Below are 15806 nucleotides of genomic sequence, written 5' to 3'. Positions count from 1 at the left end.
GCGTCTCGTGAGGACGCGTTCAAGTGAAACTATTTTGTGTCGTTAAGCAAGCCCTTTTCCGTTAGTGGAAAAGGGCTTTTATTTTGTGCGCCCGGCATGGGCTATAACTTGGTGGTGAAAGTCCACTACAGGCTTGGCAGTAGGAACTGTTAGCTTAAGGCAAGGGTGTCCATCGTGAGGTGGAATCTGAAGGAAGCCGGCGGCAAACTCCCGAACCGACGGACAGAAACCGCATATAAGGCTGAATTGGAATGGATGAGTTTGCAAATCAAAACGAAGTCCAATACTGCCCGAGTTCCATACAGTAAATGCGGCGGTTACATGGGAGGAAGGTTATAGCTCTTACCCGGGGAGGTCTTACAGGGGTTCCCGACAAGAGGGATGGAATATTCCACAGGAACAAATCCGTCAGTGATGGCAGGTTGAACTGTAAGAAGTCAGCAGAGGCCATAGTAGTCCAACAGGATGAAGGGCCGAACAATAACAACCCTGAAATGAAATGGAGGTAAGGACAGTGCAGAGACCACAGAAAACATCGGCAGGTGGCTGGCCGCAAAGAGATAGGTTGGAAACCGAAGGGTATGCGGGAGCGTGCAGCCCTGTCTTTACGAAAATGGAACAACGGGGTGGTATCAGTTTGATTGACAAAGTGGTGGATATCAACAATCTCTTCAATGCCTGCAAGAAAGTGAAGGCAAATAAAGGGGCGCCCGGTGTTGACGGAATGACAGTAGAGGAACTCTTTGGTCACGTCGCCAAATACCGCGACCATCTGATTCGGAAACTGAAAGACGGTTCGTACGAACCATTGCCTGTCAAACGGGTGGAAATTCCGAAACCGGATGGGTCAAAACGGAAATTGGGTATCCCTTGTGTTCGTGACCGAATGGTTCAGCAAGCAATCTATCAAGTGATTGGCAAGGTAATTGACCCGTACTTCTCCGATATGAGTTTCGGATTCCGTCCAAAGAGGAACCAGCATCAAGCCATCAGGCAAACCATCGCGTACTACGAACAAGGGTACAAAATTGTGGTTGATTGTGACCTGAAAAGTTACTTCGACACCATACATCATCAGAAATTGATGGAATACCTCAAAGAGTTCATCAGCGATAAGATTGTCCTGAAACTGATTTGGAAATTCCTCAAGAGCGGCATCTTGGAAGGCGGGCTTATCAGTCCGACAGAAGAAGGTGCTCCACAGGGCGGTGTTCTTTCTCCACTTCTTAGCAATGTCTACCTGAACCAATTGGACAGGGAACTGGAGAGAAGGGGACACAAATTCGTACGATTCGCAGATGACTTTTGTATTTATGTCAAAAGTAGACGGGCTGGGGAACGTGTACTGGGGAATGTCTCCAAGTTTCTCGAAGAAGACTTGAAACTAACCGTGAATCAAAAGAAGAGTAAAGTCGGTTCTCCAGTCAAACTGAAATTCCTGGGTTTTTGTCTACATTCCACCGCTAAAGGAGTCGGATGTAGACCACACCAATCTGCCAAGAAACGGTTCAAAGCCAAACTAAAAGGCATCACGAAACGGAATCGCGCGGGTCACTTCGAACAGATTGCCAAAGAACTAAATCAAGTGACAGTGGGTTGGATCAACTACTATGGAATTGGATTGATGAAACAATTTATCCGTTCCATGGCACAATGGTTAAACCATCGATTACGTCAATTGATATGGAAGCGTTGGAAGAAGACGAAGACGAAATACAGTCAACTACGCAGGCTTGGCATCTGGCACGAGGAAGCCTGGAAAGTGGCAAATTCCCGAAAGGGATATTGGCGAGTGTCCAAAAGCGAAACGCTCCACAAGGCAATCAAAACAGAAACGCTCAAAAAGTGGGGTCTGAAAGACCTGAACCACTTATATGAGCGTCGATACTTAAGTTATTGAACCGCCGTATACGGAACCGTATGTACGGTGGTGTGAGAGGTCGGGAGTTAATCACTCCCTCCTACTCGATTGTGCGCCCGGCATGGGCTATAACTTGGTGGTGAAAGTCCACTACAGGCTTGGCAGTAGGAACTGTTAGCTTAAGGCAAGGGTGTCCATCGTGAGGTGGAATCTGAAGGAAGCCGGCGGCAAACTCCCGAACCGACGGACAGAAACCGCATATAAGGCTGAATTGGAATGGATGAGTTTGCAAATCAAAACGAAGTCCAATACTGCCCGAGTTCCATACAGTAAATGCGGCGGTTACATGGGAGGAAGGTTATAGCTCTTACCCGGGGAGGTCTTACAGGGGTTCCCGACAAGAGGGATGGAATATTCCACAGGAACAAATCCGTCAGTGATGGCAGGTTGAACTGTAAGAAGTCAGCAGAGGCCATAGTAGTCCAACAGGATGAAGGGCCGAACAATAACAACCCTGAAATGAAATGGAGGTAAGGACAGTGCAGAGACCACAGAAAACATCGGCAGGTGGCTGGCCGCAAAGAGATAGGTTGGAAACCGAAGGGTATGCGGGAGCGTGCAGCCCTGTCTTTACGAAAATGGAACAACGGGGTGGTATCAGTTTGATTGACAAAGTGGTGGATATCAACAATCTCTTCAATGCCTGCAAGAAAGTGAAGGCAAATAAAGGGGCGCCCGGTGTTGACGGAATGACAGTAGAGGAACTCTTTGGTCACGTCGCCAAATACCGCGACCATCTGATTCGGAAACTGAAAGACGGTTCGTACGAACCATTGCCTGTCAAACGGGTGGAAATTCCGAAACCGGATGGGTCAAAACGGAAATTGGGTATCCCTTGTGTTCGTGACCGAATGGTTCAGCAAGCAATCTATCAAGTGATTGGCAAGGTAATTGACCCGTACTTCTCCGATATGAGTTTCGGATTCCGTCCAAAGAGGAACCAGCATCAAGCCATCAGGCAAACCATCGCGTACTACGAACAAGGGTACAAAATTGTGGTTGATTGTGACCTGAAAAGTTACTTCGACACCATACATCATCAGAAATTGATGGAATACCTCAAAGAGTTCATCAGCGATAAGATTGTCCTGAAACTGATTTGGAAATTCCTCAAGAGCGGCATCTTGGAAGGCGGGCTTATCAGTCCGACAGAAGAAGGTGCTCCACAGGGCGGTGTTCTTTCTCCACTTCTTAGCAATGTCTACCTGAACCAATTGGACAGGGAACTGGAGAGAAGGGGACACAAATTCGTACGATTCGCAGATGACTTTTGTATTTATGTCAAAAGTAGACGGGCTGGGGAACGTGTACTGGGGAATGTCTCCAAGTTTCTCGAAGAAGACTTGAAACTAACCGTGAATCAAAAGAAGAGTAAAGTCGGTTCTCCAGTCAAACTGAAATTCCTGGGTTTTTGTCTACATTCCACCGCTAAAGGAGTCGGATGTAGACCACACCAATCTGCCAAGAAACGGTTCAAAGCCAAACTAAAAGGCATCACGAAACGGAATCGCGCGGGTCACTTCGAACAGATTGCCAAAGAACTAAATCAAGTGACAGTGGGTTGGATCAACTACTATGGAATTGGATTGATGAAACAATTTATCCGTTCCATGGCACAATGGTTAAACCATCGATTACGTCAATTGATATGGAAGCGTTGGAAGAAGACGAAGACGAAATACAGTCAACTACGCAGGCTTGGCATCTGGCACGAGGAAGCCTGGAAAGTGGCAAATTCCCGAAAGGGATATTGGCGAGTGTCCAAAAGCGAAACGCTCCACAAGGCAATCAAAACAGAAACGCTCAAAAAGTGGGGTCTGAAAGACCTGAACCACTTATATGAGCGTCGATACTTAAGTTATTGAACCGCCGTATACGGAACCGTATGTACGGTGGTGTGAGAGGTCGGGAGTTAATCACTCCCTCCTACTCGATTGAATTGGGAGCTGCTTGACTGGATTGGCGGACAGGCGGTTGCGTTCGGTAAGGGATTGCTTGCATTCGGAGGTTGTTTAGCTTGCAAGTTGTCGCGACTTACTTGCGCTGGACTACTGTTTGCTTGCAATTGGGGTCTTTTTAACTAGGGGCGGGAGTGGTGCTGTGCCAATTTCCGCGCGAAAGGCGAAGATGTTTCGGTTTTAATTCGAGGTGTACGGGTTTTTGCCCGTGGGTGTGTGAGTTCGCTTTGTGGATATGTCAGATTCCACGTAGGATTGCCGGATTGGCGATCCTTGTCGAACTATAAATTTTTAGGAGGATTTGATTTAGCATGAAGAATTATATAAAACTATTGTTCGCTTGCGTATTGCTGCTTGGCATCGGGACGGCTTGTTCCAACGCCGCGACGACGCAGCCGGCTGCTGTTGCGGAAGAGAAACCGGAAGTGCCGGAGACGATTACATTCGAAGATTCGACAGGGAAGGAGTTCACTCTCGAACTGCCGCTGGAACGGGTCGTGGTCATCAATCGCAATACGGCCGAGGCGTTGAAAGTCTTAGGAGTGGACAAAGAGATTATCGCCACAGGAGATACGACGCTTGAGAATAATCCGTATCTTGGTTTCGAAGATCGCCCGGATGTCGGGAAAACAAATGAAATCAATTTTGAATCGATTCTTAGTTTGAATCCGCAAGTCGTTTTTACCTTTACGAACCGGCCGGATTCCACGTTGGAAGAGAAATTGGAGCCTGCGGGAATTCAAGTTGTCCGGATTAATAATTACCTTCCAGAATCAATGGATGAAGAACTGCAATTGCTCGGGAAGTTATTCGGCAAGGAGGAAAAGGCTGCGGAATTTTTAACCTGGAAACATGGAATTGAAGAGTTGCTGGAAAAACGGGTCGCGGACATTCCAGATGATGAAAAGAAAACAGTCATGGCGCTTTCGGTAGGGGCTCTTAATTCTCAAGGGGCTTATCAAGTGTTTCCGAGTCAGTCATTGGACGGAAAACCGGGTGTCGGGGAAGGCGTTGCCACGTTGCTGGCGGGCGGTATCGATGCCGCAGACTTACAATGGGATCCGAGTGAAGCATCGACAACCATCCGTGTCGATGAAGAATATGTACTGGAACGGAATCCAGAAGTGCTGACTCTCCACGGAACATGGCTGGGCGGTTATGAAACGACTGATTTCACAGAGTATGAAGAAGTCTATCAGCATTTGCTGAACACAACGTCGATCCCAAAACTGTCAGCGGGGAAGACGGAGGATGTGTACATTTTCCATACAAATATTATCGGATCGGATAAGCGATTTATCGGAACTCTTCAACTGGCAAAATACTTATATCCCGAGCGCTTTGAAGATATCGATCCCGATGCTTACTTGAAAGAGTACTTTGAGAAATGGCTCGGTGTTGAGAATCAAGGGATCTGGTACTACACACCAACTGAAAAGGATTAAAAAATGAAGGAAGTAACAGTTGTTGCTCACTATCAGCATTCTGTAAAAAGAAAGGTTTTAGTATTAGTTTTGCTGACGGCTATATTGCTTTGCTCCGTCCTCTACTCTGTAAGCGTCGGAACTGTTTCCATTCCCCTGAAGGAATTGATCGGGATCGTTACACAGAGCGGCGAGGGATCGATGAATGCGTATATCGTCTATGAAATCCGCCTGCCCCGCATTGTCATGGCAATTATTACAGGGATGGCCTTGGCAAGTGCGGGAGTGATCATGCAGGTTTTATTGCGGAATCCTTTGGCGAGTCCGTTTACGCTTGGCGTATCGAGCGGAGCTTCGTTTGGAGCGGCGCTTGCCATCGTGCTTGGCACAAGCTTTTTCGGAATAAATTTGACGGCAGGAAATCAATGGATGATTGCGCTCAATGCGTTTGTCTTCGGCTGTTTGTCCGTCTTTCTCGTGTATGGAATTTCCCGGATGAAAAGCGGTTCTACGACTGTATTATTGTTGGCGGGAGTGGCGATCGGTCAATTGTTTTCTGCTGGAGTTTCTGCTCTGAAATATTTCTCGAATAACGAGGCACTTAAGGATCTAGTTGTGTGGTTGATGGGCGGCTTTTGGGGATCCAATTGGCAAGTAATTCAATTTTTAGTGCCTTTGGTTTTCGTGTCATTCCTCATTCTCCTGAAGTTTTCCTGGGATTTGAATGCGCTCAGTTCGGGAGAGGAAGTGGCGAAGACGTTGGGGGTCAATGTGAAGAGACTTCGCATTGCCGCGTTGTTCCTCGTCACGCTCGTTGCTTCTGCCACGATCGCTTTCACCGGCATCATCGGGTTCATCGGCCTGGTGGCGCCGCATATCGGCAGGATGATTATCGGGGTGGACAACCGGTATTTGCTGCCGTGCGCCTGCTTAATGGGGGCCATCATCCTGCTGTTATCCGATACATTTGCGCGTACAGTCCTGTCCCCGATTGAAATCCCGGTCGGCATTATCACATCCGCAATCGGGGCGCCGTTCTTCATTTGGCTGCTTGTTCAAAAAAGAAAGGATTATTGGGCGTAAGGGGGAAGCTTCGTGACTTTAAAAATCAATAATTTATCGATGTTCCTTGGGAAGCGGCAAGTGTTGAAAAATATTAGCGCCCAATTTAATCAAGGGGAGATTGTCAGTATCATCGGCCCAAACGGCGCTGGCAAATCCACTTTGCTCAAATGCCTCGCTACTATTTATAAAACAGCAAAAGGGGCCATTACGATCAATGGCCGGGATATTGCGACTATCCCATCCAGAGAACTAGCCACTTTGATTGGCTTCGTCCCCCAGCATTCGACAAGCCATTTTCCCTTGACCGTCATGGAAACGGTCATGCTCGGGAGGAAGCCGTACATTAAATGGGGCGTCCAACCTCGCGATTTGGAGGCAGTCGAAGCAGTGATGAAAACGCTGCATATTGATTCGATGAGTGCCCAATTTTTGGATGAATTAAGCGGAGGGCAACGGCAAAAAGTACTGTTAGCCAGGGCATTGGCGCAAGAGCCGACAATCCTGATGCTAGATGAGCCGACTTCGGCATTGGATATGAAGCATCAATTGGAAGTGCTGGAATTGGTCAAGCAGTTTGCAGAGGACCAGAACCATTTGATCATCCTGGTGCTCCATGACCTGGAATTGGCCTCCCGTTATTCGGATGTCCTTGTTTTATTGAAAGAAGGGGAAATTCACACAGTTGGGAAGCTGGAAGATGTATTGACTGTCGAAAATTTGGCATCGGTCTATGGCGTTGAATCCAAAATTGAGAAGGACGAGTATGGACATAAAATTACGGCGATCCAGCCGATCAGTGAGGGGGCTCTCTCGGTATGAAAATTGATGTGACAGGTAAAGTCGATTTCGCAGAAATGTGGCGGGAAGGCATTAAAGATTGGAACGGCAATATGCCGGAGCGGATGGTCAATGACGAAGCGGAAGAGACGTTTTGGGAGCAGTTAATGGAGCGGAAGTCGGGTGTCGATCCGTACAGCCGGGCGATCAGCGCGGAGTTATGCACACTGATAAAACCTGAGGACGAGGTGCTGGAAATCGGACCGGGATGGGGGAACTACACATTTTCATTGGCAGAGCATGCCCGGCATGTCACCTGTGTGGACAGCTCCGCTAGTGTCCTTTCGTATTTGAAAGATGAGAGCGGGAAAAAAGGACTTGCCAATTTGTCATATCTTCATTCCAAATGGGAGGATTTTCAGCTGGCGGATGGTTATGACGTTGTTTTCGGAATGAATTGCTTCTATCGGATGTTCGATATTGCAGGAGCGATGCGGACGATTGATCGGTCGGCCAAGCGGTTGGCGGTCGTCGGCATGACATCGGGTCCTCTTCCGCCGCATTATACGGATTTGCAGCGGACAGCGGGGGTTGAACTGAAAACGCCGAGGCGGGATTACATTCATTTAATCAATGTTCTATATGAGCTTGGCATTTATGCGAATTGCCGCATCATCCCGCTGACAAGGACGAAGACGTACGAGACTTACGACCAATTGCTCGCAGCGAATCAAGGAAAATTCCGCAACGGACCGCTCGATCATCAAAAGCTTGGAGAGGCGCTGGATCGATATGTAGTCTACGAGGACGGCAACTATGTATATTCTTATCCATTCCACAGCGCATTAATTTATTGGACACCGGGAAGGGGAAATTAAAATGGCGACATGGGATTTATCGACAACTTGTGCACATGTGTTAATTTGCAACGGTTCGAGTTGTTTGAAGAAGCAGGGAGAAGAAATGACAGTGGCCATCCGGGAAGCTTTGACGGAGCAAGGATTGGATGATCGGGTGCATACGGCGCGGACAAGATGCCAAGGCCGGTGCAAAGACGCGCCGACCGTCATCGTCTATCCGGAAGGGACCTGGTATCAGAAACTGACGCCGGAAGAGGCGGGCCCTTTGGCAGCGGCGATCGGCAAGGGAGAACGGTTGCTTGAAAAGGTGAGCCATACGTTCAATGGCCTAGGTTTCGACCGGCATAATGAGGCACCGATAGGGATTAAAAAGACGGAAGAGAAATTGAAGGCTGTATCGAAATAGGTGCTGCCGGGTACTTTTCTTGAACATTCCTTGCAGAAAGAACAGAAGTGTCCAGAAAGTCGAGGAGACAACTTTCTGGACACCTCTCAAGATTTGGACGTGAACAAATTCAATATTTACGATGCTAAGATCGGTTACAACGGTCGGTTTTCAAATGGTGGTTCGACTGGTTGCGGTGCGACATTGGAATTTTCAAGGGCTGGCGTCTGTTTCCTTGCAAGTTGATAAAGTGCGGCGGCTACAGTTTTCGCAACGTTGTCCATTTTTTCTTTGCTGATTTTGTCGATCGTATCGGTTGGCTTGTGGTATTCGGGCTCAAGCGGTGCATAAGAAAACACTGCTGAAGGAATGCCAGCATCATGGAACGGTTGGTGATCGCTTCGACCAACTTTACCGTAAGTCAGCGGCTCGTACACTCTTAAACTTGCGGAAGCGCCTGTATTTGTAATGATATTTCTTTGGCCATCTACAGTAAACATAATCATTTCGCCTGCATTTTTACTGCCAACCATGTCAAAGTTGAACATACCTACCGAACGCGACTTTTCATCTTCAGTTAAGGTAGATACATAGTGCTTGGATCCTAATAATCCAAACTCCTCCGCACCGAACGTCAAGAAGCGGATCTCTGTAGTTGTTTGCATATTACTAATGACGCGAGCAATCTCAAGGTTTACTCCGACGCCGGACGCATTGTCGCTGGCGCCCGGTGATCCAGGAACGGAGTCATGGTGGGAACCAAGATAAAGAATTTCCCCTGTCGCATGATTTTTATGCGGCTTTTTAGTTGCAATGACATTTTGAGAGGTAAATGTCACGAGTTCACCATCGATCCTTCTTTGAAATTCAAAAGGCTGAATTTCCACATCCAAGCCATATGATTCATATTGGGATACGATATAGTCAACAGCTTGTTTTTCTCCTTCCGTTCCAGCGACACGAGGACCGATATTTACAGATAACTCATGCACATGGTCATAAATTTGTTCTTTATCAATCTTTTTAACGATTTTATTATCCATAGCTTGTGATGCTTGTTGGTTCGCTGGAGCCGCATTGGCTGCAGCAGGCAAAAACATGAACGACACAGCCATAAGTAAAGACAAAAGCAACTTCGAAGATTTTTTCATCTAATTCCCTCCAATTATTATGATAGACAAACACCTAAATAAGTAGGTAAATTAAATCTATCATAAATATAATTATCAGAAAGATGAGAAAAGTAATGCTGGTTTTATGCAGAATCTTACTGAAGGTTGCCGAACATTTGAATACATATAATAAATAGATTCCAAACAGGTAATTTTAATCCTATAAATGGAATTTAACTAATCCTATTAGTTGAAATCTTGTGAGAATCGACCTGTTTTTGGTTGTTTTGAATCTTTTAACAAAGGTAATGCTGAACACATTTGTTAAATGCTTTTCGTTTCTAAAATGGTTTTTTTTACAGTAAGGTGGATTGGAATATGTGACTTAAACTTATTTCCGCAAACGGACTAAATTAAAGGGGGAGGGAAGCAATTAATAAAAAGCTATTTTCACGCCTTTGCTAATACTAAGGTTTATTTTTCCCACAAAGTCGGCTTTTGCTTATTTTATTGCACCATAGAAAAGCTACAGCTTGAATAATAAACTTGAATTTAGAATGGGGTATGGCATATGGAAAAGAAACTAGGCATTGTTTTTCTAATAGCAATTATTTCATTCAATTTATTGTACAATCCTATCGGGGTGCAAGCTGCAAAGTCGTTTGATACAGCGGATGTTGATAGATTTGTTTCGAAGTATCTCGAACGAAATGGACTGCCGGGTGCTTCCATTGTAATTGTAAAAAACGGAAAAACGATTTATGAAAAAGGGTATGGCCACGATTCTGATGGGAAACCCATAACAGAAAAGTCATTAATGAGAATCGCTTCTGCGTCAAAACCATTCACAGCATTTGCTATTTTACAACTGGTGGATGAAGGGAAAATTCAATTAGATGATCTAATAGTGAAACATCTGCCGGAAGTTAAACTGGATGATCCCAGGTGGAGGGATGTTACAATACGCCAACTATTGAGTCACACTTCCGGAGTACCGAATCCAATAATAGTAGCTCCAGCGAATACGTTAAAAGAAGGAGTGGAACGTGTTTATGGTTGGAAACTGCAATCAGCACCTGGGGAGAAATATGCTTATAGTAATGCCAACTATTGGATTTTGGCTTATTTGGTAGAAAGAGTGACCCATATCGGGTTCCCTGATTTTCTCCAGCAAAAGGTGTTCTCTCCACTAGGAATGGACGACTCGCTTACGGCCATAAACTCCGGGGATCCTGTACAGGGTTTGCCCAAAGGATATATAACAGCATACGGAACTGCATTTCCATGGACAGAGCTTGAACAAATGTTTGTGGGTGCAGGAGGAGTCATAGCAACAGGGTCGGATATGGGCAAATGGCTTGCTATGCTGACAAACAAAGGGAAAAGTGAACTAGGTGAACAATTGTTATCAAAAGAATTATTGGAAGAATTTTTTTCACCACAGCTTGGGAATGAAAAATACGGACTCGGCTGGTCATTCAGTTCCCTAAATGTTAAACCGGCACGTATATCAAAAAGCGGTGTATTATCGACTTATCAAACTCAACAAGACATCATACCAAGTAGTGGTTATGCCGTTGCGGTTTTACTGAATAGTTTTACCCCTACACTAGAACATGCTTATGAGATTAGTAATGGGATAATTCAATTGACCGAAGGACACGAACCTGAAATGAAAGCTCCAGTACCTACCATAATTGATTTATCACTTGGTCTTATCACATTGCTATACCTATTCTTAGGAATCAAAGGAATGATTCGAAGTAAAAAATGGTCTGATCGCAGGGTGAAACATCCGGCTTGGAGATTTATTCTTCGGTTAACACCTCAATTGGTTCCGTCATTATTATTAGGTTGGTTATTCTTTATTGTCCCAACTTTACAAAACAATAGTTCGACAACAATCGATGCGCTTGGTCTTTACCCAGCTGCAATGGTTCTATTGTCCATCGTTTTCATCACGGGGTTAGCTCTCACAACTTTAAGAGTATATTATCGAATAAGATTAAAAGTAAAATGAGCAGTGGTAAATTAAGGCGACAAGTATACAGGGGTAACCTCTTCGTTAGTCTGCAGCCGGTCCTGAGATATCCGACCCACGGGGCTAGTTGTCCAATGAAACAGGGGAGTTGTCCAACCAACGCCTGGTGGTGTCCAATGAAACCGGTGAGATATCCAACCAACGGGACTGGTTGTCCAGCGAATCTTCGGCGTCCGTTGCCTGTCACTTTATTTTCTTTTGAGCTTGTCACTCAAAATAGTCAATAAAATATGAGAAATAGAACATTTTATTTCGCTATAATTTCCAGTAGTAAATGAACACGCCTTTCTGCTAAAATGTAAAAAAATACTTTAAATCGGTCCTGTGAGGCCGAAAAGAGTAGCGGAATAGCGGTGTTTATTTGAACTTGGGAATGGTGGGTTGAAGGCCATTCGTTTTGTTCATCTTGTTCCTCCATGCCCTTTTGTCCTTACAGACGGAAGGGTATTTTATTGCCTCAAAATCAGGCAGCTCTTTTTAAATCGGTTCTGTGAGGCCGGTAAGGGGAAGTGGATCCATCCATTCTTTCAAAAAGAGACGCAGTTCATCAAGAAACTACAGGAGGAATGAAGAATGGATTATCGGAAGAAGACAGTGGTGGCGTCCGTTGCAGGATTGACGCTTGAAGGAATGGACATCATGTTCATTTCGTTTGCCATGTCATTGATCATCGCGGAATTTCATATTGACCTCGCAACAGGCGGGTTGATTTCATCCATTACGAATATGGGCATGCTTCTCGGCGGCATCGTGTTCGGAGTCTTAGCGGATAAATATGGCCGGGTTAAGGTGTTTACGTATACCATTATTTTGTTTGCGCTCGGTACGGCGCTGACTGGACTTGCGACGAGCATTGAGCAAGTGTATGTGTTCCGGTTCATCGCCGGCATTGGTGCAGGCGGCGAGTATGGAATTGGAATGGCGCTTGTTGCGGAAGCATGGCCGAAGAATAAACAAGGCAGGGCTTCTTCGTATGTGAGTGTCGGAGCGCAGTACGGAGTTATTTTGGCGGCATTGCTTAGCGCAATGATTTTGCCGGCTTTTGGCTGGAGAGCACTTTTCTTTGTCGGAGCTGTACCCGTGATCTTTGCCTTTATCGTTAGAAGGAATCTGGAAGAGTCGCCGGAGTGGGTGGCCGCGCAGAAAAGCAAGACTACGGTCAAGGCGGATAAAGGGAAGCTGCTTCAGTTGTTTGAAACGCCGCGGACGGCATGCACCACACTTGCATTGATATTGATGGCGACCGTCCAAATTGCAGGCTATAACGGTTTGATGATCTGGTTGCCTTCCATGTTGCAGAAGTCGCAAGGACTGTCGGTTTCCGGCTCGGCGCTTTGGACGATCAGTACCGCGGTCGGCATGATCATTGGTATGCTGACGTTTGGCCGGATTATGGACCGGTTCGGGGCGAAGCGTGCGTATGGCGCCTTTCTGCTCGCGTCCGCTTGTGCCGTGTTCTTGTATGCGAGTGCGACAGGAGCGGTCGGTGTCCTTGTTGGCGGTGCCATTGTCGGTTTTTTCTCGAACGGTATGTTCGCGGGCTACGGTGCCTTGATTGGCAGTTTGTATCCAGTCGAAATCCGGAGTACGGCGACCAATACGATTTTCAATATCGGACGCGCGGTTGGTGGTTTTTCGCCGATTGCTGTCGGCTATCTTTTACAAAGCTTTGATATGAAAGTGGCGATGCTGTATTTGGCGGGCTTGTATTGCATTTCCTTCCTGGTCATGTTGACGATCAAGAGGAAAACCGCTGTGGAAATAACTGAAGCAGTCGCGTGAATTAGTGCCAGGCACCCAAACAATTGCGAATGTTCCCATTCGTTCGGGTGCCTGGTACTTTATTTAGCGAGTTCATGTTGAAAAGCGTAGATGACCGCCTGGGTGCGATCTTGCACTTCCAACTTCGACAACAAGTTGCTGACGTGGGTCTTCACCGTTTTCAGGGCAATGAATAATTCATCTGCGATTTCCTGGTTTGTTTTTCCTTTCGCTAGTAGAAGCAGAATCTCCATCTCTCGTTCCGTCAGGTCATCATGAAGGGCGTGTTCGTTCCCCGACCGCATTTTCTGCATCATCTTCGTGGTCACTTCGGGTTCGAGTACGGTTTGCCCTTTTAAGGTTTCCCGTATGGCTTCTGCGATCCGCTTGGCATTTGATGTCTTCAATATGTAGCTGATGGCTCCGGCTTCGAGGGCGGGGTACACTTTATCGTCATCTAGGAAACTCGTGACGATGACGATTTTCGCTTCCGGCCATTCTCGGATGATGGCAGCAGTCGCTTCCGCTCCGTTCATCTCGGGCATCACCATATCCATTAAAATAATGTCGGGGCGCAAGGCGAGCGCTTTTTCCACGGCTTCCCGCCCATTGACCGCTTCTCCGATGACTTCCATATCCGGCTGAATCTGCAAATAGGCGGATACTCCGATGCGCACCATTTCATGGTCATCCACTAACAGAATCCGAATCATATGCCTCTTCTTCCCCTTTCCTTGCAGGTATTTTCACTTCCACAATCGTTCCTTGAGAAGGGACAGATACGATTTTGCACGTACCCCCGATTTCAATGGCCCGCTCTTTGACGTTTTGCAACCCGTAGGACCCGCCTTTCCCGTCATTTTCCTTAAAGCCGACTCCGTTATCCTGCACCCGGAAAATGGCAAGATGATCCCGTTCGATGAACAGCACATCGACTTCGGTTGCTCGAGCATGACGGAGCGTATTGGATAGTGTTTCCTGCGCGATGCGGAATAAATGATCTTCCGCTCCTTTCGACAAGGTGACTTCCTCCAGACGGTAGCGGATATTGAAATTTACTTTCTCTTTTAATTCGACCAATAGTTCTTCCAAACCTTCCGCGAGCGATTTGTCGTTGAGCGCAGCCGGGCGGAGATGAAGAAGCAATGCCCGCATCTCGAGTTGAGCCTGTTGGACGATTCGCTCCACTTGGCGAAGCGGCTTTTGAGATTCGTTGTCTTCCTCCTGTTCTGTGAGAGCGGATAGCAGCATCGATGCGGCAAATAATTGTTGGGACACGGAATCATGCAGTTCCCGGGCGAGTCGTTGCCGTTCCTGTACAATCCGCTCCTGAATCAGTTTGTCTTGCGCTTCCGCCCGTTCGTCGGTAATCCGCTGCAAGCTTTTTCGCTGTGATTGGAGGACGGTGGACACCGAATCGATAGCCCGGTCGATCCGCGGCGTAAACGTTTCGTTCTGTTGCTCGCCTTGTTCATTTTCGAGCAGTCGGGTTAGCCGTTCCTCCATCGCTTTTTCTTTCGAACGTCCCAACACTCCTGTCCAGAGGGCGATGCCGAAGCCGAGGAGGAGTGTGGTCATCAAAATCCACCAACCGAGGGGAACGTCCGCGAACTGCATTTCATAAAAAGCGAACCAGCTATCATGCAATGGCAAGTCGAGAAGAAAATAGATATAGACGGCTGTGATTCCGGTCAATAAAACAGACAGGAACAAGCCGCGGCCGATGATTGCCTTCATTTTCGATTCACCTCGATATCCCCGATCCAGGTCGACAACGTGATGATCAGTTCCGCGTCATCATCCCGTTTCCCTTCATAACTATCTTGCATGCGAAGACTTTCATTGATTAAACGCTTCTTATATAAATCAAAAATCCGCGCATCCCCGAACAGGGTCGTGTAGTGGATGCGGACCGGGATTTCATAAGGGAGATCGATCTTGATTTTCCCAATGCCTTGTCGGACTGAAATGAAGGAAGTCCTTTTTGGCAGTACTGTATCCGTCACATCGACGTGGATATCCCCGAATACGCCTTGGATATGGATATCTTCCCATTCATATGTGGAGAACGGGGACGATTGGACAGAAAATAATTTATTCTTCCAGATGCCATTCGGTGTTTCCCTTTGAAATTCCTTTAGGGGGCGGATGATTTCTTCGGAAGGCACGCCCATCCATAACTTCCGCAGCACATATACGAGACCGACGAATATGAGCAAGCGCAAGCTCCAGAGGGTGAGGAGCGCCATGGCGATGAAAAACAGACCAAGGATAACCATCCATTTGGAACGTTTGCGCATCCCGTAATAGAGAAGTCCGGCTCCAAGAAGGACGAACATAATATTTCCATTGTGGAAAAACGCCGCTTCGACAAAGACGAAGAGGAGGAAGAGAAATCCCCAAAATGTGATTTTACTTGTGTCGATTGAATTCATTTTGTGTTTCCCCCTTCTTGATGTCGGACTTAGTAAGAGGAAGGCGGATCGCCTTCCTCTACAATTC

The 15806-nt window shown here is 46.7% G+C and carries 13 protein-coding genes; 9 read left to right on the top strand and 4 right to left on the bottom strand.

Features of this window, described 5'->3' with window-relative positions; all coding sequences use genetic code 11:
* The first annotated feature begins 613 nt into the window (after positions 1-613).
* The 7 genes from ltrA (MKY41_RS12440) to MKY41_RS12410 all read left to right on the top strand — a co-directional run bounded on the left by ltrA (MKY41_RS12440) (position 614) and on the right by MKY41_RS12410 (position 8411).
* Positions 614-1900: a group II intron reverse transcriptase/maturase gene (ltrA, locus tag MKY41_RS12440; protein WP_445683318.1), complete on the top strand. Its 1287-nt coding sequence runs from the start codon at positions 614-616 to the stop codon at positions 1898-1900.
* Positions 1901-2499: 599 nt separating this feature from the next.
* Positions 2500-3786, top strand: coding sequence for a group II intron reverse transcriptase/maturase (ltrA, locus tag MKY41_RS12435; protein WP_445683318.1), 1287 nt, complete (start codon positions 2500-2502; stop codon positions 3784-3786).
* A gap of 404 nt (positions 3787-4190) precedes the next feature.
* Positions 4191-5324 carry an ABC transporter substrate-binding protein gene (locus tag MKY41_RS12430; RefSeq protein WP_340745313.1) on the top strand — a complete coding sequence of 378 codons (1134 nt, stop codon included), beginning with the start codon at positions 4191-4193 and terminating at the stop codon, positions 5322-5324.
* A gap of 3 nt (positions 5325-5327) precedes the next feature.
* Positions 5328-6386 carry a FecCD family ABC transporter permease gene (locus MKY41_RS12425; protein WP_340745312.1) on the top strand — a complete coding sequence of 353 codons (1059 nt, stop codon included), beginning with the start codon at positions 5328-5330 and terminating at the stop codon, positions 6384-6386.
* Between the two features lie 12 nt (positions 6387-6398).
* The gene (locus MKY41_RS12420; RefSeq protein WP_340745311.1) at positions 6399-7187 is read left to right on the top strand and encodes an ABC transporter ATP-binding protein; all 789 of its coding nucleotides are present in this window, start codon (positions 6399-6401) and stop codon (positions 7185-7187) included.
* Positions 7184-8023, top strand: coding sequence for a class I SAM-dependent methyltransferase (locus MKY41_RS12415; RefSeq protein WP_340745310.1), 840 nt, complete (start codon positions 7184-7186; stop codon positions 8021-8023). The genes MKY41_RS12420 and MKY41_RS12415 overlap by 4 nt, the downstream gene beginning before the upstream one ends.
* Position 8024: 1 nt before the next feature.
* Complete coding sequence (locus MKY41_RS12410; protein ID WP_340745309.1) at positions 8025-8411, top strand: (2Fe-2S) ferredoxin domain-containing protein; 387 nt, start codon at positions 8025-8027, stop codon at positions 8409-8411.
* A 134-nt stretch (positions 8412-8545) separates the two neighbouring features.
* Here the strand turns inward: MKY41_RS12410 and MKY41_RS12405 are convergent, their stop codons facing one another.
* A complete protein-coding gene (locus MKY41_RS12405) occupies positions 8546-9541 on the bottom strand; it encodes a M28 family peptidase (protein WP_340745308.1) in 996 nt (331 codons plus the stop codon).
* Positions 9542-10073: 532 nt separating this feature from the next.
* Here MKY41_RS12405 and MKY41_RS12400 point away from each other — a divergent pair.
* Positions 10074-11522 carry a serine hydrolase domain-containing protein gene (locus tag MKY41_RS12400; RefSeq protein WP_340745307.1) on the top strand — a complete coding sequence of 483 codons (1449 nt, stop codon included), beginning with the start codon at positions 10074-10076 and terminating at the stop codon, positions 11520-11522.
* 594 nt (positions 11523-12116) lie between these two features.
* Complete coding sequence (locus MKY41_RS12395) at positions 12117-13325, top strand: MFS transporter (RefSeq protein ID WP_340745306.1); 1209 nt, start codon at positions 12117-12119, stop codon at positions 13323-13325.
* Between the two features lie 59 nt (positions 13326-13384).
* On the opposite strand, the gene MKY41_RS12390 is transcribed toward MKY41_RS12395, so the two are convergent.
* The 3 genes from MKY41_RS12390 to liaF are packed head-to-tail and all read right to left on the bottom strand — an operon-like array spanning position 13385 to position 15739.
* Positions 13385-14017, bottom strand: a complete 633-nt coding sequence (locus MKY41_RS12390; protein ID WP_340745305.1) for a response regulator transcription factor — start codon at positions 14015-14017, stop codon at positions 13385-13387.
* Complete coding sequence (locus MKY41_RS12385) at positions 13992-15041, bottom strand: sensor histidine kinase (protein WP_340745304.1); 1050 nt, start codon at positions 15039-15041, stop codon at positions 13992-13994. Before MKY41_RS12385 ends, MKY41_RS12390 begins: the two co-directional genes overlap by 26 nt.
* The gene (gene liaF / locus MKY41_RS12380; RefSeq protein ID WP_340745303.1) at positions 15038-15739 is read right to left on the bottom strand and encodes a cell wall-active antibiotics response protein LiaF; all 702 of its coding nucleotides are present in this window, start codon (positions 15737-15739) and stop codon (positions 15038-15040) included. Before liaF ends, MKY41_RS12385 begins: the two co-directional genes overlap by 4 nt.
* Positions 15740-15806 lie beyond the last annotated feature (67 nt).

Origin of the sequence: Sporosarcina sp. FSL W7-1349 (assembly GCF_038003045.1) — a bacterium.
GTDB lineage: Bacteria > Bacillota > Bacilli > Bacillales_A > Planococcaceae > Sporosarcina.
Note: the sequence above shows the minus strand (reverse complement) of the source record. Positions and strands in the feature narration are given on the sequence as shown.

Coding starts and splice junctions, on each gene's coding strand:
- liaF (WP_340745303.1), bottom strand. CDS start 15,739: ATGAATTCAATCGACACAAGTAAAATCACATTTTGGGGATTTCTCTTC.
- MKY41_RS12395 (WP_340745306.1), top strand. CDS start 12,117: ATGGATTATCGGAAGAAGACAGTGGTGGCGTCCGTTGCAGGATTGACG.
- MKY41_RS12385 (WP_340745304.1), bottom strand. CDS start 15,041: ATGAAGGCAATCATCGGCCGCGGCTTGTTCCTGTCTGTTTTATTGACC.
- MKY41_RS12430 (WP_340745313.1), top strand. CDS start 4,191: ATGAAGAATTATATAAAACTATTGTTCGCTTGCGTATTGCTGCTTGGC.
- MKY41_RS12410 (WP_340745309.1), top strand. CDS start 8,025: ATGGCGACATGGGATTTATCGACAACTTGTGCACATGTGTTAATTTGC.
- MKY41_RS12390 (WP_340745305.1), bottom strand. CDS start 14,017: ATGATTCGGATTCTGTTAGTGGATGACCATGAAATGGTGCGCATCGGA.
- MKY41_RS12415 (WP_340745310.1), top strand. CDS start 7,184: ATGAAAATTGATGTGACAGGTAAAGTCGATTTCGCAGAAATGTGGCGG.
- ltrA (WP_445683318.1), top strand. CDS start 614: ATGGAACAACGGGGTGGTATCAGTTTGATTGACAAAGTGGTGGATATC.
- MKY41_RS12405 (WP_340745308.1), bottom strand. CDS start 9,541: ATGAAAAAATCTTCGAAGTTGCTTTTGTCTTTACTTATGGCTGTGTCG.
- MKY41_RS12400 (WP_340745307.1), top strand. CDS start 10,074: ATGGAAAAGAAACTAGGCATTGTTTTTCTAATAGCAATTATTTCATTC.
- MKY41_RS12425 (WP_340745312.1), top strand. CDS start 5,328: ATGAAGGAAGTAACAGTTGTTGCTCACTATCAGCATTCTGTAAAAAGA.
- ltrA (WP_445683318.1), top strand. CDS start 2,500: ATGGAACAACGGGGTGGTATCAGTTTGATTGACAAAGTGGTGGATATC.